This is a genomic window from Acinetobacter sp. MF4640 (assembly GCF_002018895.1).
GTDB classification, from domain to species: Bacteria; Pseudomonadota; Gammaproteobacteria; order Pseudomonadales; family Moraxellaceae; genus Acinetobacter; species Acinetobacter johnsonii.
On record NZ_MVOM01000001.1, the window covers coordinates 79880 to 100607 of the forward strand.

At 42.7% G+C, this 20728-nt stretch carries 20 protein-coding genes and 2 pseudogenes; 14 read left to right on the plus strand and 8 right to left on the minus strand.

What is annotated here, in order from left to right:
* The first annotated feature begins 88 nt into the window (after positions 1 to 88).
* From urtA to urtE, 5 genes and pseudogenes are all read left to right on the plus strand, one after another.
* Positions 89 to 1372, plus strand: coding sequence for an urea ABC transporter substrate-binding protein (gene urtA / locus MF4640_RS00370; RefSeq protein ID WP_078388293.1), 1284 nt, complete (start codon positions 89 to 91; stop codon positions 1370 to 1372).
* A 213-nt stretch (positions 1373 to 1585) separates the two neighbouring features.
* Positions 1586 to 3100: pseudogene (gene urtB, locus MF4640_RS00375) on the plus strand (urea ABC transporter permease subunit UrtB); the annotation flags it as partial.
* 4 nt (positions 3101 to 3104) lie between these two features.
* Complete coding sequence (gene urtC / locus MF4640_RS00380; protein WP_005401483.1) at positions 3105 to 4178, plus strand: urea ABC transporter permease subunit UrtC; 1074 nt, start codon at positions 3105 to 3107, stop codon at positions 4176 to 4178.
* Positions 4175 to 4993, plus strand: coding sequence for an urea ABC transporter ATP-binding protein UrtD (gene urtD / locus MF4640_RS00385; RefSeq protein WP_078388295.1), 819 nt, complete (start codon positions 4175 to 4177; stop codon positions 4991 to 4993). Before urtC ends, urtD begins: the two co-directional genes overlap by 4 nt.
* 10 nt (positions 4994 to 5003) lie before the next feature.
* Positions 5004 to 5702, plus strand: coding sequence for an urea ABC transporter ATP-binding subunit UrtE (gene urtE, locus MF4640_RS00390; protein WP_078388296.1), 699 nt, complete (start codon positions 5004 to 5006; stop codon positions 5700 to 5702).
* Between the two features lie 81 nt (positions 5703 to 5783).
* Here urtE and MF4640_RS00395 read toward each other — a convergent pair whose 3' ends face one another.
* Positions 5784 to 6491 carry a phospholipase D family protein gene (locus MF4640_RS00395; protein WP_058870529.1) on the minus strand — a complete coding sequence of 236 codons (708 nt, stop codon included), beginning with the start codon at positions 6489 to 6491 and terminating at the stop codon, positions 5784 to 5786.
* Between the two features lie 354 nt (positions 6492 to 6845).
* Here MF4640_RS00395 and MF4640_RS00405 point away from each other — a divergent pair, with 354 nt between their 5' ends.
* Positions 6846 to 7352, plus strand: coding sequence for a DUF1877 family protein (locus tag MF4640_RS00405; RefSeq protein ID WP_078388297.1), 507 nt, complete (start codon positions 6846 to 6848; stop codon positions 7350 to 7352).
* Here the strand turns inward: MF4640_RS00405 and MF4640_RS00410 are convergent.
* Both MF4640_RS00410 and MF4640_RS00415 read right to left on the minus strand, forming a co-directional pair.
* A complete protein-coding gene (locus MF4640_RS00410; protein WP_078388298.1) occupies positions 7341 to 7895 on the minus strand; it encodes a GNAT family N-acetyltransferase in 555 nt (184 codons plus the stop codon). The genes MF4640_RS00405 and MF4640_RS00410 overlap by 12 nt on opposite strands.
* A 49-nt stretch (positions 7896 to 7944) precedes the next feature.
* Positions 7945 to 8694: an outer membrane protein OmpK gene (locus MF4640_RS00415; RefSeq protein ID WP_078388299.1), complete on the minus strand. Its 750-nt coding sequence runs from the start codon at positions 8692 to 8694 to the stop codon at positions 7945 to 7947.
* Between the two features lie 690 nt (positions 8695 to 9384).
* On the opposite strand from MF4640_RS00415, the gene MF4640_RS00420 reads away from it, so the two are divergent.
* The 5 genes from MF4640_RS00420 (at position 9385) to MF4640_RS00440 (ending at position 13729) form a co-directional block, all read left to right on the plus strand.
* Positions 9385 to 9759, plus strand: a complete 375-nt coding sequence (locus MF4640_RS00420; RefSeq protein WP_004691760.1) for an HPF/RaiA family ribosome-associated protein — start codon at positions 9385 to 9387, stop codon at positions 9757 to 9759.
* Positions 9760 to 9898: 139 nt separating this feature from the next.
* Positions 9899 to 10441: a hypothetical protein gene (locus MF4640_RS00425; RefSeq protein ID WP_078388300.1), complete on the plus strand. Its 543-nt coding sequence runs from the start codon at positions 9899 to 9901 to the stop codon at positions 10439 to 10441.
* 14 nt (positions 10442 to 10455) lie between these two features.
* Positions 10456 to 11226 carry a transporter gene (locus MF4640_RS00430; protein ID WP_078388301.1) on the plus strand — a complete coding sequence of 257 codons (771 nt, stop codon included), beginning with the start codon at positions 10456 to 10458 and terminating at the stop codon, positions 11224 to 11226.
* A 19-nt stretch (positions 11227 to 11245) separates the two neighbouring features.
* Positions 11246 to 13072 carry a protein-disulfide reductase DsbD gene (gene dsbD / locus MF4640_RS00435; RefSeq protein WP_078388302.1) on the plus strand — a complete coding sequence of 609 codons (1827 nt, stop codon included), beginning with the start codon at positions 11246 to 11248 and terminating at the stop codon, positions 13070 to 13072.
* Between the two features lie 18 nt (positions 13073 to 13090).
* On the plus strand, positions 13091 to 13729 hold the full coding sequence (locus MF4640_RS00440) for a glutathione S-transferase family protein (protein WP_078388303.1): 639 nt from the start codon (positions 13091 to 13093) through the stop codon (positions 13727 to 13729).
* Here MF4640_RS00440 and MF4640_RS00445 read toward each other — a convergent pair.
* A pseudogene (locus MF4640_RS00445) lies at positions 13726 to 14958 on the minus strand (GGDEF domain-containing protein). The gene MF4640_RS00440 and the pseudogene MF4640_RS00445 sit on opposite strands and share 4 nt — an antisense overlap.
* Before the next feature lie 226 nt (positions 14959 to 15184).
* Here MF4640_RS00445 and MF4640_RS00450 point away from each other — a divergent pair.
* Positions 15185 to 15751, plus strand: coding sequence for an FMN-dependent NADH-azoreductase (locus MF4640_RS00450; protein WP_039890677.1), 567 nt, complete (start codon positions 15185 to 15187; stop codon positions 15749 to 15751).
* A 72-nt stretch (positions 15752 to 15823) separates the two neighbouring features.
* Here MF4640_RS00450 and MF4640_RS00455 read toward each other — a convergent pair whose 3' ends face one another.
* Positions 15824 to 16735, minus strand: coding sequence for an alpha/beta hydrolase (locus MF4640_RS00455; protein ID WP_078388304.1), 912 nt, complete (start codon positions 16733 to 16735; stop codon positions 15824 to 15826).
* A 155-nt stretch (positions 16736 to 16890) separates the two neighbouring features.
* Between MF4640_RS00455 and MF4640_RS00460 the strand changes: the two genes are divergently transcribed.
* Entirely contained in the window at positions 16891 to 17328 is a 438-nt protein-coding gene (locus tag MF4640_RS00460) for a DUF2147 domain-containing protein (RefSeq protein ID WP_005401494.1), read from the plus strand.
* 48 nt (positions 17329 to 17376) lie between these two features.
* Here MF4640_RS00460 and MF4640_RS00465 read toward each other — a convergent pair whose 3' ends face one another.
* A complete protein-coding gene (locus MF4640_RS00465) occupies positions 17377 to 17727 on the minus strand; it encodes a Spx/MgsR family RNA polymerase-binding regulatory protein (RefSeq protein WP_078388305.1) in 351 nt (116 codons plus the stop codon).
* 452 nt (positions 17728 to 18179) lie between these two features.
* Positions 18180 to 18998, minus strand: a complete 819-nt coding sequence (locus MF4640_RS00470; RefSeq protein ID WP_062031929.1) for an exodeoxyribonuclease III — start codon at positions 18996 to 18998, stop codon at positions 18180 to 18182.
* 39 nt (positions 18999 to 19037) lie between these two features.
* Between MF4640_RS00470 and pyrE the strand changes: the two genes are divergently transcribed.
* A complete protein-coding gene (gene pyrE / locus MF4640_RS00475) occupies positions 19038 to 19688 on the plus strand; it encodes an orotate phosphoribosyltransferase (protein WP_078388306.1) in 651 nt (216 codons plus the stop codon).
* Positions 19689 to 19725: 37 nt separating this feature from the next.
* Here the strand turns inward: pyrE and MF4640_RS00480 are convergent, their stop codons facing one another.
* Positions 19726 to 20586, minus strand: a complete 861-nt coding sequence (locus MF4640_RS00480; RefSeq protein WP_078388307.1) for a methylated-DNA--[protein]-cysteine S-methyltransferase — start codon at positions 20584 to 20586, stop codon at positions 19726 to 19728.
* Positions 20587 to 20728 lie beyond the last annotated feature (142 nt).

Here is a 20728-nt window from a genome sequence, read left to right on the forward strand (position 1 = left end):
GCATAGAAATTGAATTGGCACTCATAGCGCGAATAACAATCATGCATTGCAAAATGCACCCTAAGTTTCAAGTTTGGAGAAAATCAAGATGTTCCAACAAAAATTACTCACTAAAACATTCCTTGCAACTGCAATGATGGGGACTATTGCTTTGACAGGTTGTTCAAAACCTGCGGAGAAAGCGGAAACAGCAACATCTGAGCCAACAGCGGCAGTGAGCAGTAGTGACACGATCAAAGTCGGAATTTTACACTCGCTCTCAGGTACCATGGCAATTTCTGAAACCTCTCTCAAAGACACAGCATTGATGACCATCAATGAAATTAATGCCAATGGTGGGGTACTGGGTAAAAAATTAGAACCTGTAGTGGTCGATCCGGCATCTGATTGGCCTTTATTTGCTGAAAAAGCACGTCAACTCATTACCCAAGATAAAGTCGCGGTGATTTTTGGTTCATGGACATCGGTATCGCGTAAGTCAGTGTTACCTGTGGTAGAAGAGTTGAATGGTTTATTGTTCTATCCAGTGCAGTATGAGGGGCAGGAGCAGTCGAAAAATATTTTCTATACAGGCGCCGCACCGAACCAACAGGCGATTCCTGCGGTGGAATATTTGATGAGCGAAGAGGGCGGTAAAGCAGAGCGCTTTGTTCTACTCGGTACGGACTATGTCTACCCACGCACCACCAATAAAATTTTACGTGCGTTCTTGAAGTCCAAAGGTGTGGCCGATGCGGACATCATGGAAGAGTACACCCCCTTCGGTCATAGTAACTATCAAACCATAGTTGGTAATGTGAAGAAATTTGCTGCGGGTAAGAAAACCGCGGTCATTTCAACCATCAATGGTGATTCTAACGTACCGTTCTATCGTGAGCTGGGTAACCAAGGCATTAAAGCTTCGGATATTCCAGTCATGGCCTTCTCTGTGGGGGAAGAAGAACTCCGTGGTATTGATACCAAACCATTGGTTGGACATTTGGCTGCATGGAATTATTTCATGTCGGTGAAAAATCCAACCAATACCGAATTTGTGAATAAAATGAAGCAGTATGCAGTGGAATATAAACTGCCGAATGCTGACAAAATCGTGACCAATGATCCGATGGAAGCCACCTATGTGGGCATTAATATGTGGAAACAAGCGGTTGAAAAAGCAGGCAGCACCGATGTTGATAAAGTTCGCGTTGCGATGGCAGGTCAAGAGTTCAAAGCACCTTCAGGCTATACCTTAAAAATGGATGCTGAAAATCATCATCTACAAAAACCTGTGATGATTGGTGAAATTCGAGGTGATGGTCAGTTTGACGTGGTCTATAAAACACCAAAAGTGATTAAGGCGGAACCTTGGAGTCCGTACATTCCTAAATAATTTTCTTAAGCGTTGAGCCTGCTGCGATTGCTGTGGGCTTTTCAGTCAGCAAACCCCGATACGGGATGTTTTAAGCAAGCTTAAGGAAGTCATATTATGAATCTTAAATTTTTTTGTGTCGCACTGCTGTGTGCCATGGCACAGCTCGTGAGTAGCAGTATTTGGGCTGAAGAGGCTCAACGTTCTGCTCAGACCCAAAGCGTATCAGCATCGAATGATACGATTCAACGTTTTGTCAAAGCCGAGTTTGCTGAGCGCCGTGCCATGCTCAACCAATGGCCGGGGACGATTGAAGAATTTGATCGATTGGTGGCACTGATCGACAGTGATGAGCTGTATCGGGACAGCGCAGGCACGACGTATATTATAAAAAATAATGAAAAATTATTGCGTTATCCCGATGAGCAAGTGATTGAAACTTGGCCGGGGGATTTGTCTCAGGTAACTTTGGTCAACACCTTACGTAAAGCCTTAAACTTTGGACAGGCACAGGCCAAATTAAAATCTGAAGAATCTGCCCAACGTTTAGCAGCCATTGATATTTTAGAAAATAATCTGTCTGAACTGAATGTTGCGCAGATTAATCAGCTCTATCTGCATGAACAAAATAATAAAGTTAAACAGCGCTTGGCACAGCTTAAAGCGCGCCTCGACTTTGAAAGTCCAGATGTTTTAGTCCAAATTCAGGCTGCTAAAGTTCTTACCGATTCCAACCGTCCCGAGGTGCTGGCACTGATTGAGCAAGCTTTAACTCAATCAAATTTGAACCCCGAACTCAAAGCTGTTTTGGCGGATGCCAAAAGTCAGATTAAAACACGGATTCAGGTCAGTGAATGGGCAGGGCATGTGTTTTCAGGTTTCAGTACGGCCAGTATTTTACTGCTAGCAGCGCTCGGTTTGGCCATCACTTATGGCCTGCTTGGTGTGATTAATATGGCGCATGGCGAGTTGATTATGATTGGGGCTTATACCACTTATGTGGTGCAAAGCCTGTTTAAGACCTACTTGGGTAGCTATGTCGATTGGTATTTGATTGCTGCCATTCCTGCGGCCTTTTTGGTGAGCGCGTTGATTGGCATGTTGATTGAACGGACGGTAATTCGACCACTATATGGTCGTCAGCTTGAAACCTTGTTAGCCACTTTTGGGGTCAGTCTGATTTTGATGCAATTGGTGCGGATGATTTTTGGCGCGCAAAATGTTGAAGTCTCGAATATTTCTTGGTTATCGGGTGGGATTGCCTTAAGCCCAAGTTTGATGCTGCCGTATAACCGGATTGCCATTATTGTATTTACGGTTGCGGTGCTACTGCTGTTGGTTTACCTGCTCAATAAAACCCGCTTTGGTCTGTTTGTTCGTGCAGTGACACAAAACCGTCAAATGGCTCGTGCTATCGGTATTCGCTCTAGCCGTATCGATATGTTGGCCTTTGGGCTGGGTTCTGGGCTGGCTGGTCTAGCGGGCTGTGCCTTAGCGCAAGTGGGCAATGTTGGGCCTGATTTGGGTCAGAACTATATTATCGATGCTTTCTTGGTTGTTGTTGTGGGTGGTGTCGGGCAAGTTTGGGGAGCTGTACTGGCGGCACTTGGTTTAGGGATCAGCGGTACAGTCCTTGAAATCGGGATGGGGGCTGTTCTTGCAAAAATTATTCTACTAGTTCTTGTGATTTTGTTTATTCAAAAACGTCCACAAGGTTTGTTTGCCATCAAAGGCCGTTTTGTGGAGTAAGCGTATGAAAATCACTTCTTTATTTTCCGATAAACCTTATAGTGCGCTCGCTATTGCGGTCTGCTTTGCGGTGATGCTGATCCTGCCTTGGTTACATTTACTACCAGTCGATTCAGCCTTTCATCTCTCTGCGTATTGGGTCACCTTGATTGGCAAAATCATGTGCTTGGCTCTGGTGGCTTTGGCGTTGGACTTGGTTTGGGGTTATGCAGGCATTTTAAGCCTAGGCCATGGCTTGTACTTTGCCCTTGGTGGTTATGCCTTCGGCATGTATCTGATGCGCCAGACGGCAGGTGACAGCCTGCCTGACTTTATGCGTTTTTTAAGCTGGACTGAACTGCCGTGGTATTGGGTGGGTAGCAATCATTTCTTATGGGCTTTGGCCTTGGTGGTGTTGGTTCCCGGTGTGGTGGCCTTCATCTTTGGTTTCTTTGCCTTTCGCTCCAAAATTAAAGGCGTGTATTTTTCGATTATTACGCAGGCGATGACATTTGCTGCGGCACTGTTATTTTTCCGCAATGAAACAGGCTTTGGCGGAAACAATGGGTTTACAGGCTTTAAGACTATTTTAGGCATGGACATCACTTCTGCACCCATGCGTGCCACCTTATGTTCCTTAACGGCTTTGGTGTTGATGCTGTGCTTCGTGGGGTTGCGTCATCTCATGAATAAACCCTACGGTCGTGTGCTGGGGGCAATTCGGGACAGTGAAAACCGCTTGCAGTATTTGGGCTATCGTACGCTGTGGTACAAGCTTTCTGCATGGGTGCTGTCCGCAGTGATTGCAGGTATTGCAGGAGCATTGTATGTGCCTCAGGCTGGCATTATTAACCCAAGTGAAATGAACCCCGTTAATTCGATTGAAATGGCGGTGTGGGTGGCTGCGGGTGGGCGTGGGACTTTGATTGGTCCAATTTTGGGTGCAGGGTTAATTAATGGCGTGAAAACCTATTTCACCGTGGCTTATCCAGAAGCATGGTTATTGATCTTGGGTGCTCTATTTATTGTGGTCACCATTTTCTTACCCAAAGGTGTCATTGGTCTATTTGACCGTTTTAAAAAGGAGCGTAGCGAATGAGTGAGCTAATACAACCTCATGGTGGCCATGCTTCAGACGGCTATGGACGTCCCAAAGAACAAGGTGCCGACTTCAGTCATGGGATTGCACTGTACTTGGAAAAAGTCAGTGTTTGGTTTGATGCTTTTCGTGCCTTAAATGATTTATCGCTATACATCCAAGAAGGCGAGCTACGCTGCATCATTGGGCCCAATGGGGCAGGTAAAACCACACTAATGGATGTGATTACGGGCAAAACCCGACCGACCGAAGGCTCGGTTTTTTTTGGGCAAAACTATGATTTGGCCAAGATGAGTACCGAGCAAATTGCGGAAGCAGGCATTGGGCGTAAATTTCAAAAACCAACGGTATTTGAAAACTTTAGCGTGATGGAAAACTTACTGCTTGCTGCACCAAAAGATAAGCGGGTGAAGAAAAGCTTTTTTAGCAAACTAGATCCAGACGCACAGCTGGCTTTGGAGGAGTCCTTAGCGCAAATTCGCCTAGAAGAATGGGTAAACAAACCTGCGGGGCTGTTGTCACATGGGCAAAAGCAATGGTTGGAAATCGGCATGCTGCTTATGCAACGTCCTAAGCTGATTCTACTCGATGAACCCGTGGCCGGTATGACTGATGCCGAAACGGAACGAACCGCTGAGCTATGTTTAGAGCTGAAGAAAAATCACACCTTGGTGGTGGTTGAACATGATATGAGCTTTATCGACACCATCAGTGAAAAAGTGACGGTACTGGCTCAAGGGGCGATCTTAGCCGAAGGTACATTGGCTGAGGTACAGGCCAATGAGGATGTGATTGAGAAATATTTAGGACGTTAAGGAGCCGACCATGTTAGAAGTCAAAGACGTCAATCAGTTTTACGGTGGCAGTCATATTTTAAGAGATGTTTCATTTCAGGCCCCTGTGGGAGAGTGCTCCGTGGTGCTGGGGCGGAATGGCGTTGGGAAAACCACCTTACTGAAATGTTTAATGGGGATTTTACCGATCAAGTCCGGACAGATTCTACTTGATGGTCAGGACATCTCGAAAATGAGTCCCGAGCAACGCGTGCGTGCAGGTTTGGCTTATGTGCCGCAAGGGCGTGATATTTTTTCAACCTTAACAGTTGAAGAAAATATCCTGATTGGTATGGCCAAGTTTAAGGGGGCGAAAACTCGAAAAGTACCTGAGCATTTGTATGAAATATTCCCGGTATTAGAGGAAATGAAACATCGTCGCGGTGGGGATTTATCGGGTGGGCAGCAGCAGCAATTGGCGATTGCACGTGCTTTAGCGTCAGAACCACGGGTGTTAATATTGGATGAACCTACAGAAGGCATTCAACCTTCTATTATCAAAGACATTGGTCGAGTGATTCGTAAACTGGCGGATGGCGGCGACATGGCGGTGGTTTTGGTCGAGCAGTTTTATGATTTTGCCGAGGAGCTGGCCGATGCATATACCGTCATGGCCCGTGGACAAGTGATTGCGCAAGGGGCAGGCTGTGAAATGCCTGCAAAAGGTATTCGAGAATTGGTAGCGATTTAAGCTTTTTTATTCTCCCCCTCTTCCAAAGGGAGAGGGGGAAGCCTCCCTTTTAAAAGGGAGGTTTGGAGGGATTTATTGTTTTTAAATCTCAGTATTTTCATCCCATAAAAAATAAATACCATACTGACCAGTTCGGAACTCACCACCAATAGCTTTTCCTGAATCGGTAAGAAAATGTTTTCCATTTTCTGTAAGGTTTAAATAGCCTTTATTGACTAATTTTTCTAATAAGTCTGGGGTTTTAATTCCAACTTTTGCTGCGAGTTTTGCAGTCGTTAGTTTGGTAAAAATTATTTCTTCTTCGCTTTCTTTCATCTCTGAAACTGGAGAAGCTTCAGCTTTTACTTCATCTAGAGTAATACGTACTTCATCACTAATACGGATAATCCTTTGAGCTTCCTCATAAGCATCTTTGAAGACTTCATTATCTTCATACTTACGGACTAAGATCCCCATTTCATTGTTATTGACTTGGCTGAACTCATAAAGGTTTAGACTTGAAATAATACATTCACTTTCATTGATATAGCATTTTGCATGTAAGTTTTTGCAAAAGCTAACGCGAACATAATCCAATTTTTGCATCCATTTAATTTCGTCTGGGTGTAAATCACTTTTTCCATAGACAATACGAATGTCAATTTTGAGACGATCTTTATCTTCGAGTAATTCCTTAATTCGGTCATTTAAACGGAGATAAGGACTAATTAAAATAAGGCGTTCTTTTGCATTTTTGATGAGTTCTTCAAGAAAAAAATTAGTACCACTTGTATTTAAAAATTTTGCCATTTATCCCTCTGATTATTTTGAATAATTAAATGAGATATTAACGCATAAATACTTGGTTAGGGATGATCTAGACGTGTAATTTGAATTTTTTCATCAAGCTGAAAAATATCACAATGATGTTCTGTCCTCTCCAATCAAAACCGAAAACTCCCTTGAGGGATTCGATTGTTTGAGTCTCAATATATACATTTGCTAGGAGGGGTAAATTATAGTCTGTGTTGGCCGGCCTTTGGGTTGGAAGTAAAGGTTGGTCGTCTTTAACTTTGTATGAAAAATTACTCATACAAATTGTTTGAGCAGTGTGCTTTTAGACGCGTTAAGCTAAGGGAAAGCAACAACAATAAGAGCAGCCATATGGACACATTATTATTAAGTATTCCGCCCAATGCTTTGGAAACGTTGATTTTAGAATCTATTTCTGTCGACGATGTGCTGAATTCGGAGCACATCGAGTCACATCTGCTTTTAGGTAAAAACTGGAAAATCTTACAGACCTTATTGGAAGGCAGTTTTAAGTCTGGCACTTCTTTACTGGCTTTGAGTTTGCAAGCCGAGCATCACTTGGCAGAGCGCCAAAAACAACTTACAGAGGTACGTTATAACACCGCGGTGCGTGTGGTTGAAGTCCAGGAAGCTTTAGAAAAACTGGATATCGAAGACTTTAAAAAGCATATGCAAACCAATTGTTTGAAACGCTTAGAACAGGAACATGGTATTCAGACCGAATCGATTGAATTGCAATTTGCCGAGTTGAGTTTAGTCTTTGCTCAGCTCAGAAACTTTTATGAACATGCGGCCAAGCATACCTATGCCGTGATCAGCGTCACCAGTGATAATTTAGTCCCGACCTCACTGATTTAACAGCAGTTGCATCAACACCAGATCACGCCATTGCCCAAACTTTTGTCCGACTTGGGGCATATAGCCAGTTTGTACAAAGCCAAACTTTTCATGTAAAGCAATTGAAGCCAGATTGGCGTGGTCAATCCCTGCAACCATGACATGCATGTGCTGCATTTTTGCTTGTTCAATCAAATACGCTAAAAGCTGTTGACCTAAGCCCTGACGGGCATAGTTGGGCGAAATATAAATCGAGTGCTCAACGGTATAACGATAGCCTGAAAAATTACGGAAGGTGGCATAGTCTGCAAAACCTGCAATGGCCTGCGTTTCTTGGTCTTCCACCACGCAAAATGGAAATTGGTTTTGTTGAAAGTGTAGTAGTTGTTTTTGGAAATGCGCTAAATCATAGGCATGTTCATTCCAAGTGGCCATGCCATGTAAGACTTCTGCATTATAAATATTTTGGATCTCGGGCAGATCGTGTTCAGTGGCTGGACGAATGAGAAAAGACATGAGGGCAAGGTTGTATGCGTTGGGAGGGTTATCATGCTGCTTTTGCATAAAAAAAAGCAAGACAGAAGTCTTGCTTTTGGATATTCACAAAAGTGAATTAGAAGTGGTATTTGATTAATGCACTTACGTCATTTTGGTCTAAACCTTTGATGGCGTATTTGTTGTTCCAAACTGAGTGCTCAACACCCACATAAAGACGTGTATCTGGAGAAATGTGTTTACCTACATTCCATTTCCATTGAGTTGTCCAGTTTAATTCACTTGCATGAGTTGCATTTTCACCTGTTGACCAGTCAAGGAAGCCGTCAATAAGAAAATCTTCTGAACCAAGTTTAACTGGGATACCGTAGGCAGCAGTCATTTGGTAGTCATCAGTCATCCCTTTTTCATTGTCTGCTTTGTAGAAGTTAAGCTGAGCATATTGGAAATAAGGAATAGCAAGATCAAAACCAATACCATAGAGGTAGTTATTGAAGTCTGCACCTGGGTAGTTAGAGCTGTTCGCTTCCCATGTTCCTGCAATTAAAATATCTTTGATCGGACCAGCTTCTAATTTAGTCCCTGTCACTGTGCTTAAGCTTAAACGAGGAGAAAGCTCGAAATATGTGCTGTTTTCAAAGTCATTGTGAGCACGGTCAGCAAAACCGAAAAAATCACCATATTTTAACTTAGCAGTATATTCTACAGTTGCTGTCGTTTGCTGGTTGTTGTCACCCATATTTGCAGGATGAGCATAGTTTTCACCATATAAACCAGTGATGCTAAAGTCTTGCCAAATCGGCGCAGCTTGAGAGATTGCCGCAGCAGAAGATAATGCTACGAAAGCAGCAATTTGAGTCAGTTTCATGAATATTTCCCCAAAAAATCGGATACAGGATACCGATTATTAAGCAAAAATAAAGCCAAATTTGACGAATGTCATGGAAAATAAACTTGAAAATGAGCCATTTTTTATACTTTTTTTACCAAATGGTTTAATGTTACCTTTCAGGCATGACACTTAATTTGATATGGAGCTTCTTGGAAAAAATGTTAGGTGATTGAATAATAAATTTAGCAATATCGACATGATACAGCTCGGGAAAATCCTAGAATGGAACAGGGTTTGCACTTATTTGGGGATGTTTGCAAAGAATGAATGATCGATGTTTGCAGTCATTCCTGCCGTAATTGAAGTTGTCATAATCATTAGATTTTTTTGTTTATTCTAGCCAATGAAGTCACTTGAATAGTTAGAAGATGGAATCAAATCCATCTGTTTTTAGCCATGCAAGTAAGGGCTTGTCACAATAAGTATCCTTTTCATATTTTTTTAAAAATATCACTTGCATAATTTTCAGTTAGGCCCGATATTCAAAGGAGAAGGACACAGATCTGTAGACTCAAAAGTGTTCATCATTCAATCGATGGAGGTTACATTCCAAAGCAATTGAAGATGGTCGAATACTGTTAAAACAGTAAGTTACAAGTGTGCCAAGAGATAAAAATCTTCGTACAAAAAAAGAGTCGAATAAAGAAAGAGAGAGGATGTTATTTTATGAACATAGAAATCCGTACAGATAAAAACATTCAAAATAGTGACCGTTTAATTAGTTATATACGCGAAGAGCTGAATCAAGAATTTCAACGTCACAGTGAGCGAATTACCCACTTTTCAGTGCATCTAAGTGATGCCAATAGCCATAAAGGCGGAGATGACGACATTCAATGTATGATTGAAGCGCGTCCAGCAGGTTTAAAACCCGTGGTTGTAAATCATAAAGGTCATAATGTCGATACTGCGATTCATGGCGCGATCGATCGCCTGAAACGTAGTTTAGAACATACCTTTGAAAAAAATGATAAACCACGTGCTGGCCAACCTGTATATGCAGATCAGGATGATGGCCTAGTTGATGATGAGGAAGATTAAACCTCACCGAATTTAAAAAAAGCCCCTCAATCAGGGGCTTTTTTAATGCTGGGCACTCACTTTTATCCAACATTACGGATAACAAATGTCCCGTTTATTCGGCATAATAGAATAAACTGAATTGAAGAGCGTCATCTCCATGTTAACCGCGCAACAACAAGCTTTCGTGCAAGCACTTGAAGAATTAGATCTTCAACAAGTTCAACGTCTATTGACTGATGGGTTAAGCCTCAATTTTATCGATCCTGAAAAAGGACCTGTGATTTCTGTTTGGTCAGACGGCTTATTCAAATGGTGGGAAGCGATTTGCGAAGCGTATGAAGCAGGTGCACCACTGTCAGAAAAAGAAAAACAACAGACTCTAGCGGTCCATTTAGACATTTTAGAACAACTGATTCATGGCAAAGCAAACTTGCATTTGTGGGATACAGAAGAAATTTATGGCCCACTTTGGGATGCTGCAAGTGCTGCATGTGCGCCAGCGGTCAAACGGTTGTTGGATGAAAAAGTTGATCCAAACAGCAAAGATGAAGATGGCTTAACTATTTTATCTTCAATTAGCGATTTATTCTTTGATTGTGAGTTTGACGAAATTAATTGGGCCGAAGCATTGGCTGAAGAAAAGCAAACCTTAGAGTTGCTTCGTCAGCATGGTGCAAAAATGACAAAAGAATTAGCTTAAACAGCGAGATCATCATGATGCAATTAAAACATTTAGGTTTATGTGTAGCCGCTGGGTTCAGTATGAATGCGATGGCCGCAGATTTTTCTTTTGACCGTCCGGGTTCGGGTATAGGGACAGGGATTACGCCTGTGGGACAGTTGGCTTGGGAGCAGGGCTTGGCCAATGCGCACTATGCTGAATCGACCACGGCTGATGGTGAAAAAGTCAAAACCACCAGCTTAAATGCAGATATGCTATTGCGCACAGGTTTAGCTGAAAACATCGAATTACAATTGGGTTGGGCTGGACCTTCTTGGCAACAAGTGAAAGTGGCCGGCCACAAGTCTGAAACAGACGGTTTGGGTGATGTCAGTGTCGGTGTAAAAGCGGCGATTCCTTTGGATGATGAACGCTTGAGTATGGCGATACTGGCTGAAGCGATTATTGCCACAGGTAATGATGGTTTCACCGATGAAGATGATATTTATAGCCTATCATCTGTGGTGGCATACGATTATAGCGACCTCGTGTCGACATCCATCACCATGCGTTATGAAGTGCAAAATAGTGATTGGGCCATTTCTGCGATTCCGACTTTAGAATATCAATTTACCGATAAACTCAGTGGTTTTTCTGAATTGGTTTACCGTAAAGCAGAAAGTCAAGACAATGAATATGCGCTCGGTACAGGTGTCATGTATGCGGTGAATAATCGGATGCAGTTGGACGCAAGTGTTGGTGTTGACTTAAATGGTGCAGATAAAAGTTATTATTCAGGCCTTGGCGTTTCATACTTATTTTAATTAGAAAAAAGAACATATTATGAAAAAGCATCTTCATCTGAAACAGGGGATGAGCGGCAAAACGTGGTATCTGGCGCTGTCAGTATTGATCATCAATCTGTGTATCTGGGCCAGTATCCTAAACGTTCATGCGGAAACTCCACTTCTTTCAGCTGAAGATGCTTTTCCATTTACAGTGGAATCCACGACTGAGCATACGGCTCAACTGCACTGGAATATCCCTGAACAGTATTATCTGTATCAGCACAAATTTGAAGTACAGCAGGCGGGTCAGCCCCTTAAGCTTGAGCTGCCGCCTGCGCATGATTTGTATGATGAAAACTATGGACACACCCAAGTTTATTATCAACAAGTGCAATTTGACTTAGACACGCAGGCTTCACAAACTTATAAGGTGACTTGGCAAGGCTGTGCCAAAGATCGCATTTGCTATCCACCGCAAAGCATTGAGTTTAAAACGGATGTCAATGGCTTGGTCAGCCTACAAGACCAAGCAGGTGGATCAAAACGACTGTTAGATTTAGCCGCGCAGTCGAATCCGAAATTTGAGCCTATCAACCCAACAGTCACTGCTGAACCCGCCGCAACAGCTTCCGATGCGATTGCTGCGCAAGACCAAATTTGGTCTGAAGAGTTAGCCAAAAGCTCATTGGCCTATGGTTTATTGCTGTTCTTTGGCCTCGGGATATTACTCGCGTTTACGCCGTGTTCTTTGCCGATGTTGCCGATTTTAACCTCATTAATTATTCGCGATAGCAAAGGCCTCAAAGCATGGATGATTGCCTTGGTCTTTGTGTGCAGTATGGCAATGGTCTATGCCATTTTGGGCTTGGTGGCCTCATCTGCGGGTTTGAACTTCCAGCGTTGGTTACAACAGCCATCCACCCTGATTGCTTTTAGCATTCTTTTTGTTTTATTCGCGCTCAATCTATTTGGTTTGTTTGAACTTAAACTGCCACAAGCCGTGGTGAATAAACTTGATCATATCCAGTCTATGCAAAAGGGTGGAAGCCTGATCAGCGCTGCGATGATGGGCATGATCTCTGCGCTGTTAGTTGGACCGTGTATGACGGCACCTTTGGCAGGCGCTTTACTGTTTATTTCGCAAACACAAAGTCAGTGGCAAGGGGCAATTTTGTTGTTCACCTTAGGCTTTGGTATGGGGACACCATTGTTATTGGCAAGCGTACTGGGTGCTAAGGTATTGCCTCGTGCTGGGCTGTGGATGAATCAGGTTCGGGTATTCTTTGCTTTCATCATGTTGGCTTTGGCGCTGTATTTTGTGCGTCCTTTGCTTTCTGAAACATGGATGCAAGCACTGAGTCTGCTGCTAGGCTTGAGCTTTATTATTTATGTGTTGTATCGTTTGATGTGGCATAAAACTCAGTTGCGTATGCTGTACATCGTGGCTCTAGTCATTGGCGGGACGTACATTGCCTATAGCCAATATCAGCAGAGTCAGCGTTTCTTTGAAGCGCCAGTGGCTGCATCTGCGCGTTGGCATGTGGCAGCGACGGCAACGGAGTTTAAGCAGCTCTTGGCACAAGCACCAAAAGGTCAAAAGATTATTGTCGATGTCTATGCGGATTGGTGTGTTGCTTGTCAGCCAATCGAACACCGTATATTAAAGTCTGCAAAGGTACAGCAAGCGCTTGCGCCATATTATTTGATTAAATTGGATTTGAGTCATTACGATGCAACCCATCAAGTGCTTTTAAACCAGTGGGATATTTTAGGACCACCGACCTATTTATTCTTAGATGCCTCACAACAAGAAATTCGTGGTTTACGTTTAACGGGTGCATTTACTGAGGCTGAACTGCTAGCTCAATTACAACGTTTTTAACCTGAAGGAGAGCGGGGGATGCAACGTTTATATATTGCCAATAAAAATTACTCCAGTTGGTCGATGCGAGCATGGCTGGTCTTGACTGCATTTAACATCGATTTTGAAGAGGTACTGGTTCGCTTTGATGCGACAAATCCCAGTTTTAAAGAGCAACTGTCCCTCATTCATGCCAATGCCAAAGTGCCCGTATTGGATGTGGGCGAATTTAAAATTTGGGATTCTTTAGCCATCTGTGAATATTTGGTCGAGCAAAATCCAGATTTAGCCCTGTGGCCCAAGCTGACCCATTTGAGAGCACAAGCACGGAGTATCAGTTGTGAGATGCACAGTAGTTTTATGGCACTACGCCAATTGTGCCCCATGAATATTCAAGCGCAGTACAGCATAGCTGAGGGTCAAGCTTTGTGGGCGCAGCATGCTGAATTAAGAGCAGATGTCGAACGAATTGAACAAATTTGGGCACAGCGTTCGGATGAGCATACCTTTTTATTTGGTGATTTTTCTATAGCCGATGCCTTCTATGCCCCTGTAGTGATGCGTTTCAAGAGTTATGCACTACCTGTAGCCGAACGCAGCCAGCAGTATATGCAACACATCATGCAGCATCCTGCGGTTAAACAATGGGTCGACGCGGCACGGGCAGAAGCCGTTTAGTTAGGTGAAATATGCTGTGTGTCTGCACATGCGGCGCTATATTTGATCTCACTGGGATTGATTTCTAAATAGCATTTGATTTGATTACGTCCACTGGCTTTAGCGGCATAGAGTGCTTTGTCTGCTTGATCCAAAAGCTGTTGCGGTTTCAATTTATCCGCCGCTAGGGCAATGCCGAAACTGGCAGTAATGCGAATTGCACGTCCATTTTCATTTTGAATCACTAAATCTTCAATGGCTGCACGGCAACGTTCCGCGATTTGACGAGCTTTAAGAGCAGAGGACTGCTTTAAAATGAGTATAAATTCTTCACCCCCAAAACGGCCCACTACATCACTTTCACGCAAATGAAGGCCTAATTTTTGACTTACGGCAATCAGAACCGTATCTCCCATATGATGTCCAAATTGATCATTGATATTTTTAAAGTGGTCGAGGTCTAAAAGCACGATGGCATAGGGGCAATTTTTATCATGATGCAACTCATCTAAGCTTTGGTTAATACTGCGGCGTTTCAAGGCGTTGGTGAGTGGGTCGGTCTGACTTAAATGTTGAATCAGTCGCTCACGATGCCGCCATTGGCTGAGTAAGATTTCAAATAAAATCAGACAAGTGACAAGAATAGGGGCAATGAAATACAGCATTGAAAATAACCAAAACCCATTATAAAACAGCTTGCCGTTAATGGTGAAAAGTGGAGAGTAGGGCATGACATCTATAAAACTGAGATAGCCTGAGAAGACCAAAAAGCTGGTTGCGAGAATCAGCATGATATAAATGATTTTGCGTTTAAACAGGACTAAGCCCACGGTCAGCAAGCACATGTAGGTAATCATAGTCATTGGGCTTAATACGCCGACGAAATAGCTGTCTTGGCAAAGAGAAATGACAAAAATGCCGATCGCGACATAGGGTAAAAAACGCTGCACCCATACGCGATCATGTAGGACATAGCAGGGATAAATCAGTCCTGACAAGGTCAGTAAAAAGATAGAGTTCAGTACAAATTAGATGCGTACAATATCGAGATTGACCACCTGCCAATATTGCGGGTTCAGTAGGATAAAGCTATCCCAACCGAGCCAAGCAACATGAATAATGCAAGCCAAAACCAACATCAGAATGCACTTTTTCAAGGTGCTCCAATTCATGATGACTTCCTCTTCAAGTAGATAATGAGAAAGTTTGCTGTTGCTTAGCTGTTTAGATATTGAGAACCATGAACTCATTCAATCGTTTCATCCTCATACTTTCATATTCTTTTTAATTTAAATAGTGTAATTAATTCTTAAAATTGAATTCAAAGATAGCATCTAAAACCATAGAAAAAATATCCCTATAAAAAGGGAAAAGTGTTCTATTTTTGCAACATAGTGTTTTAAATAAACCAATTATTCTAAGAGAAGGATTCTTTTAAGATGCAACTATTCAATAAAGATTATGCGGGAACATCCCATGAAAGTTTTACACATCGATTCAAGTATTATGGCGGATGCCTCTGTATCTCGTCAGTTGAGCCAAGCGATTGTTTCGCAACTCAGCGAAAAGCATGCGCAAGTTGAGGTTGAATATTTGGACTTGGCAACGCAACCGATTCCACATTTAGACGCAGAAATTTTAATGGGTCAAAATGCAGAACAATCGGCTTTGGGCGAACGTATTATTCAACAGTACTTAGATGCGGACGTTGTGGTGATTGGTGCGGCGATGTATAACTTCGGGATTACTTCGACTTTAAAAGCATGGATTGATCGCATTAGTGTTGCAGGTCGTACCTTTAAATATACGGAAAATGGCCCTGTTGGTTTGGCTGGTGACAAGAAAGCCTATATTGCCAGTAGTCGTGGTGGTGTCTATGGTGAAAATAGTCCTGTTGACTTCCAAGAAGGCTTCTTAAAAACTGTCTTTAATTTTACTGGTGTGACCGATGTTGAAATCATTCGTGCTGAAGGCGTGAATATGGGCCCAGAGCTGAAAGACAAAGCCATTGCAGCAGCTTTAGCGCAGGTGCAAGCGATCTAATAACAATAACTGTAGATCCATGATTCCTCATTTGGTCAGCGTTAAGCTGACCTTTTTTTATGCGGAATTTGTCTAGTCTTGGTCGAGCGCTTGAGCAAAGGTTGCGATGTCATCCAATGCCATTTTAGCTTCTGGAAACCATGCATTAAACATTTGAAAGTTATGCCACATGCCTGTGTATAGTTTAAATGTCACATCTATGCCGGCCTTGGTCGCTTTATCTCTAAACCGCTGGGCATCGTCCAAGAGAATTTCTTTCGAACCGACTTGTACAAGGGTCGGTGGGAGGTCTGCTAAATCATCAAATAAAGGTGAAACGAGCGGGTCCGCTGGGTCAATTTGCTCAGGAACATAATAGTCGATGCCTGTTTCAAGAGCTTCGATGGATAACAGTGCATCGAGCTTGCTGTTATAGCGAATAGACTCACTGGTTAAGCTTAAATCCAAAAACGGCGAAAGTAGAATTAGTCCACTGACTTGAGGACGTTGCTCATCACGAATCCGCAGCGCCAAGGCTAGGGCCAAATTTGCACCACATGAATCCCCCGATAAAATAATATCTTTGGCTTGTATCCCTTGCTCCAATAACAGCAGATAAACATCAAACAGCGCATCAATGGCTTCAGGATAGGGGTGTTCGGGTGACAACGGATAGTCAAGGTGAATGACTTGCATTTGTGTACTGGCTGCAAGGTCTGAGACAAACGCACGGTGGGTATTCATTGAACCCAAAAAGAAAGCTCCACCATGAATATGCAAAATGAGCTGAGTGGCTTCAGTTTCAGGTTTTAACTCTTCCGCACGCAGGCCTGCAAGACGTAGAGGACGAATCTGGATCGACTTATTGAGCGGAAATGCACGACACATTTGTTCAAGAAGAAAACGCTGACTACTGGGTGGGAGACTAAAGCGACTTGGGGTTCGAATCGTGGTTTTTAAAAACTGCTCTGTAATGATTTGTTTCCATGGATCGGCAATCTTCATAGTTATTCCATTTTGTTATTTGTTTTACCTTGAGTTTGTGTATTTACCAACATAATTTACAAGGTTACACTAATTGGTCACATTGAAAAATTGAAAAATTGTTGTGACTTTTTAATAATGATAGTCGTCTATACTAGACTAGGGAAATGACAAAAATGAAAAAAATTGCACTTGCACTAAGCGTACTAGGATTAACCGCTCTAGCTCATGCAGCAGATCCGCTGAATGGCACTGTTTGGAAAACGATTGATGATAAAACTAAACAAGCGAAAGCCTTGGTTAAATTCACTGAGCAAAAAAATGGAACTTTAACTGCGAGTATTCAAGGTATTTTGACGCCAGGTGAAGAAAATGCATGTACCAAGTGTGAAGGCCCATACAAAAACAAATCGTTGAAAGGTTTAACGATTGTACATGGTCTGAAAAATGTGGGTGGTACAAGCTATGACGGTGGATCAATTTTAGATCCGCAAACTGGTAAAACCTATAAATTAAAAGGCAACATTGCTGCTGGTGGTAAAAAACTAGAGCTTCGTGGTTATATTGGCGTGGCTGCGTTAGGCCGTAACCAAACTTGGATTCGCGCGAACTAATCCCATCCAACAAAAAAAGCCGAGCAATTGCTCGGCTTTTTTGTTTTGTTATGCTTTTAGGGCACGAATTGCATCTTCATTGAAACCCACAATAAAACCTTTCGGGGTTGCAATTACGGGACGCTTAATGAGACTGTTATGTGTGGTGAGGGCATCAATTAGTCCTTGCTCTGAAGCTAAAGCAGTGTCTTGTTCTGTTTCAGTCAACTTACGCCAAGTGGTCCCTTTTTTATTCAGGACTACATCTGCCCCAATCTGATCAAGCCATGTTTTGACAGTGGCAGCATCAATGCCTTGTTTTTTATAATCATGAAACTCATACGCTAAACCTAACTCATTCAGTAGGTCGAATGCTTTTTTCATTGAATTACAATTTTTAATGCCATACACATTTAACATGGAACACCCTTTTGAATTTTAAGCTGGGTTTAGAGTAACGGAAAAAGCACAGCAGCTCTAGTGTCGCGATTTAAGTCAACAGCGTCATCGTCTTGTCATAAAAGCGTTTTAGAATTAAATCAAAGAAAAATAGAATATAAAAAGAAGAAGCATTAAAAAGGCAGAGACTAAAAAAGAGAAAACCCGCATTTAATCATCCTGATCATGCGGGTCTCATTACAACGTCCATTGTCACATCCTTGAAAACCAACTATTTCCATAGTTCGTTTTAATTTCATCCTACGGCGTCCTGTCCTTGTGCTGTCATCCTGACATCGTCCCTTTGCCGTGGAAACATAATGCACTGATTGATTGATCAGAAAAAGACTCAAAAAACGGCAGATAATGTAGGTCAAAAACTCATATTCAGTAAACAAGTGTTCACTGAATATGAGCTAAATACTTAAATTTTTCTAGATTTTGTAGTCAATAATGACAGGTGCATGGTCGCTAAACCATGTTTCTTTATAGACCCAAGCATTGACTGTACGGGCTTTCCAGTCAGGTGAGCACGCTTGATAGTCAATGCGCCAGCCCACGTTCTTCGCACGGGCTTGTCCACGGTTTGACCACCACGAATAAAGCTCAGCTTCTGGACGTACTTCACGGAAAGTATCGACATAGCCAAGTTCATCATAAATATGATCGAGCCAAGCGCGTTCGTGCGGTAAGCAGCCCGAGGCTTTTTGATTGCCTGACCAGTTTTTAATGTCGATGCGTTTATGCACGATGTTGTAATCACCACAGACAATCACGGATTTATTTTCATCGCGCCATTGTTTCAAAATTTGTTTATATTCTTCTAAGAAGTGGTCTTTACGTACTTGTGCTTCTTCACCAGAAGAACCCGATGGTAAATAGAGTGAACAAATATGCACGTTTTGGTCTAAGCCTAAGTCAAACTCAGCCGAAATAAAGCGGCCTTGAGAATCGGCCAATTCAAAACCAAGCCCATCAGTGACTGAAACAAATGGTAAACGGCTATAAATAGCAGTGCCAGCATACCCTGGACGTTCAGCAGGGAACAGGTGAGTATGCCAACCTTCAGGTTTAAATTTATCGGTCCATTGTTCGTGGGTGATGCGCGATTCTTGCATGCAAATCACATCAGCATCTGATGTGGCAATCCAATCAAAAATCCCTTTTTTTTCTGCAGAACGTAGACCATTTACGTTAATTGAAACCACACGTAAAATTTTTTGATCACTTGGATAGCTACTCTTTGGTATCATGCGCAAGTCTTACCTCAATTTGAAAATACGGAGCACCGCATGACAACGCAAGCGACATTTAACCCTCAAGCTTTTATCGAACTCGCATTATCACGTGGCGTGCTTAAATTTGGTGAGTTTACTTTAAAATCGGGTCGTGTGAGTCCTTATTTTTTTAATGCCGGTCTACTCAATGATGGTGAAGCCTTGTCATTACTGGCGTCTGGCTATGCAGCCAAACTGACAGAATGCAACAATGTTGAGGTGGTCTTTGGTCCTGCGTACAAAGGGATTCCTTTTGTTGCTGCAACAGCTGTGGCTTTGTCACAAAATCATGGAGTGAGTGTACCTTGGGGGTTTAACCGTAAAGAAGCCAAAGATCATGGTGAAGGCGGGGTCTTGGTTGGTGCATCCGTTACAGGCAAAAAAGTCTGGATTATTGATGATGTGATTACTGCGGGGACAGCGATCCGTGAAGTAGTCACCATTTTGAAAAATGCGGGTGCGCAGATTGCAGGTGTGTTGGTGGCATTAGACCGTCAAGAAAAAGGTCAAGGTGAACTGTCTGCGATTCAAGAAGTCCAAAAAGAATTGGAAATTCCTGTGCATGCATTGGTGACCATGAAAGATTTGATGAATTATTTAGAGGCTAAAGGTGAGACAGAGGCTTTAGCAAAAATGGAAGCCTACCGCGTGAAGTATGGCGTCTAAACGTTGAAACGAAAAAAGGAAGCTTCGGCTTCCTTTTTTATTCGCTCTCTTTTTCGGCTAGTGTTTGACTATGCGCACCTTCCCAGCCAATCATCGCGGTTTTACGTGTTGTCCCCCACATATAGTTGCCACGTTGCCCTGAAGACTGAATGACCCGATGGCATGGAATTAAAAAGGCAACGGGATTGTTACCAATTGCTGTTCCGACCGCTCGTGAGGCACGCTCTTGCCCAATCTCTTGGGCAATATGTGCATAACTGCTGAGCTGCCCCATAGGAATTTTAAGCAGACTTTGCCAAACCTTGAGCTGAAAGTCGGTGCCTTTCAAATGCAGTTTAATCTCTGATAGGCTGTTTTGATCTTGCTGAAAAATCGCGAGCGCTTTGCGTTGTAATTCATCCTGATCTTCAATAAATGTCGCACGTGGGAACTGTTTTTTCAGATAGGCCAATGCATCCCGATCTACTTCGGTAAAGGCCATATGACAAATCCCTTTAGGGGTCGAGGCAATAATGACGGAGCCAAAAATGGTTTCGGCAAAACTATAGTGAATGTGGAGTGCTTCACCGCCCTGTTTATATTCTGCGGGCGTCATCCCTTCGATTTGGACAAATAAATCATGCAATCGGCTGGTACTAGAAAGGCCAGTGTCAAAGGTTGCTGCAAAAATATTATTTTCTGTGTGATTGTTCAAAACCGACTTTGCATATTCCACACTAACATATTGCAGAAATTTCTTCGGGCTAATGCCTGCCCATTCGCTAAAGATACGCTGAAAATGTGTAGGACTTAAATGCACGTGTTCAGCAATCTCAGCCAAACTGGGTTGCTGTTTGAAGTTTTGTTCAATGTATTCAATTGCCTTTGCCACACGTGCGTAATTGCTACGTTCTGTCATGATTACTCGCGGAAATCATTTAACTTAAGAAAACAGTAACAAATCCAGTCAGGCCTGAAAATCCGTTTCATGCGCTTTATCAGAAAAGGTTAGAAGCATGCATCGATTGGCTTAGGCACCCCTTGATAAGCATAAAAAAGCG

Coding starts and splice junctions, on each gene's coding strand:
- dsbD (WP_078388302.1), top strand. CDS start 11,246: ATGAAAAAGCATCTTCATCTGAAACAGGGGATGAGCGGCAAAACGTGG.
- pyrE (WP_078388306.1), top strand. CDS start 19,038: ATGACAACGCAAGCGACATTTAACCCTCAAGCTTTTATCGAACTCGCA.
- MF4640_RS00440 (WP_078388303.1), top strand. CDS start 13,091: ATGCAACGTTTATATATTGCCAATAAAAATTACTCCAGTTGGTCGATG.
- MF4640_RS00460 (WP_005401494.1), top strand. CDS start 16,891: ATGAAAAAAATTGCACTTGCACTAAGCGTACTAGGATTAACCGCTCTA.
- MF4640_RS00470 (WP_062031929.1), bottom strand. CDS start 18,998: ATGATACCAAAGAGTAGCTATCCAAGTGATCAAAAAATTTTACGTGTG.
- MF4640_RS00395 (WP_058870529.1), bottom strand. CDS start 6,491: ATGGCAAAATTTTTAAATACAAGTGGTACTAATTTTTTTCTTGAAGAA.
- MF4640_RS00465 (WP_078388305.1), bottom strand. CDS start 17,727: ATGTTAAATGTGTATGGCATTAAAAATTGTAATTCAATGAAAAAAGCA.
- MF4640_RS00480 (WP_078388307.1), bottom strand. CDS start 20,586: ATGACAGAACGTAGCAATTACGCACGTGTGGCAAAGGCAATTGAATAC.
- MF4640_RS00450 (WP_039890677.1), top strand. CDS start 15,185: ATGAAAGTTTTACACATCGATTCAAGTATTATGGCGGATGCCTCTGTA.
- MF4640_RS00430 (WP_078388301.1), top strand. CDS start 10,456: ATGATGCAATTAAAACATTTAGGTTTATGTGTAGCCGCTGGGTTCAGT.
- MF4640_RS00405 (WP_078388297.1), top strand. CDS start 6,846: ATGGACACATTATTATTAAGTATTCCGCCCAATGCTTTGGAAACGTTG.
- urtA (WP_078388293.1), top strand. CDS start 89: ATGTTCCAACAAAAATTACTCACTAAAACATTCCTTGCAACTGCAATG.
- MF4640_RS00410 (WP_078388298.1), bottom strand. CDS start 7,895: ATGCAAAAGCAGCATGATAACCCTCCCAACGCATACAACCTTGCCCTC.
- urtC (WP_005401483.1), top strand. CDS start 3,105: ATGAAAATCACTTCTTTATTTTCCGATAAACCTTATAGTGCGCTCGCT.
- urtD (WP_078388295.1), top strand. CDS start 4,175: ATGAGTGAGCTAATACAACCTCATGGTGGCCATGCTTCAGACGGCTAT.
- MF4640_RS00420 (WP_004691760.1), top strand. CDS start 9,385: ATGAACATAGAAATCCGTACAGATAAAAACATTCAAAATAGTGACCGT.
- MF4640_RS00415 (WP_078388299.1), bottom strand. CDS start 8,694: ATGAAACTGACTCAAATTGCTGCTTTCGTAGCATTATCTTCTGCTGCG.
- MF4640_RS00425 (WP_078388300.1), top strand. CDS start 9,899: ATGTTAACCGCGCAACAACAAGCTTTCGTGCAAGCACTTGAAGAATTA.
- urtE (WP_078388296.1), top strand. CDS start 5,004: ATGTTAGAAGTCAAAGACGTCAATCAGTTTTACGGTGGCAGTCATATT.
- MF4640_RS00455 (WP_078388304.1), bottom strand. CDS start 16,735: ATGAAGATTGCCGATCCATGGAAACAAATCATTACAGAGCAGTTTTTA.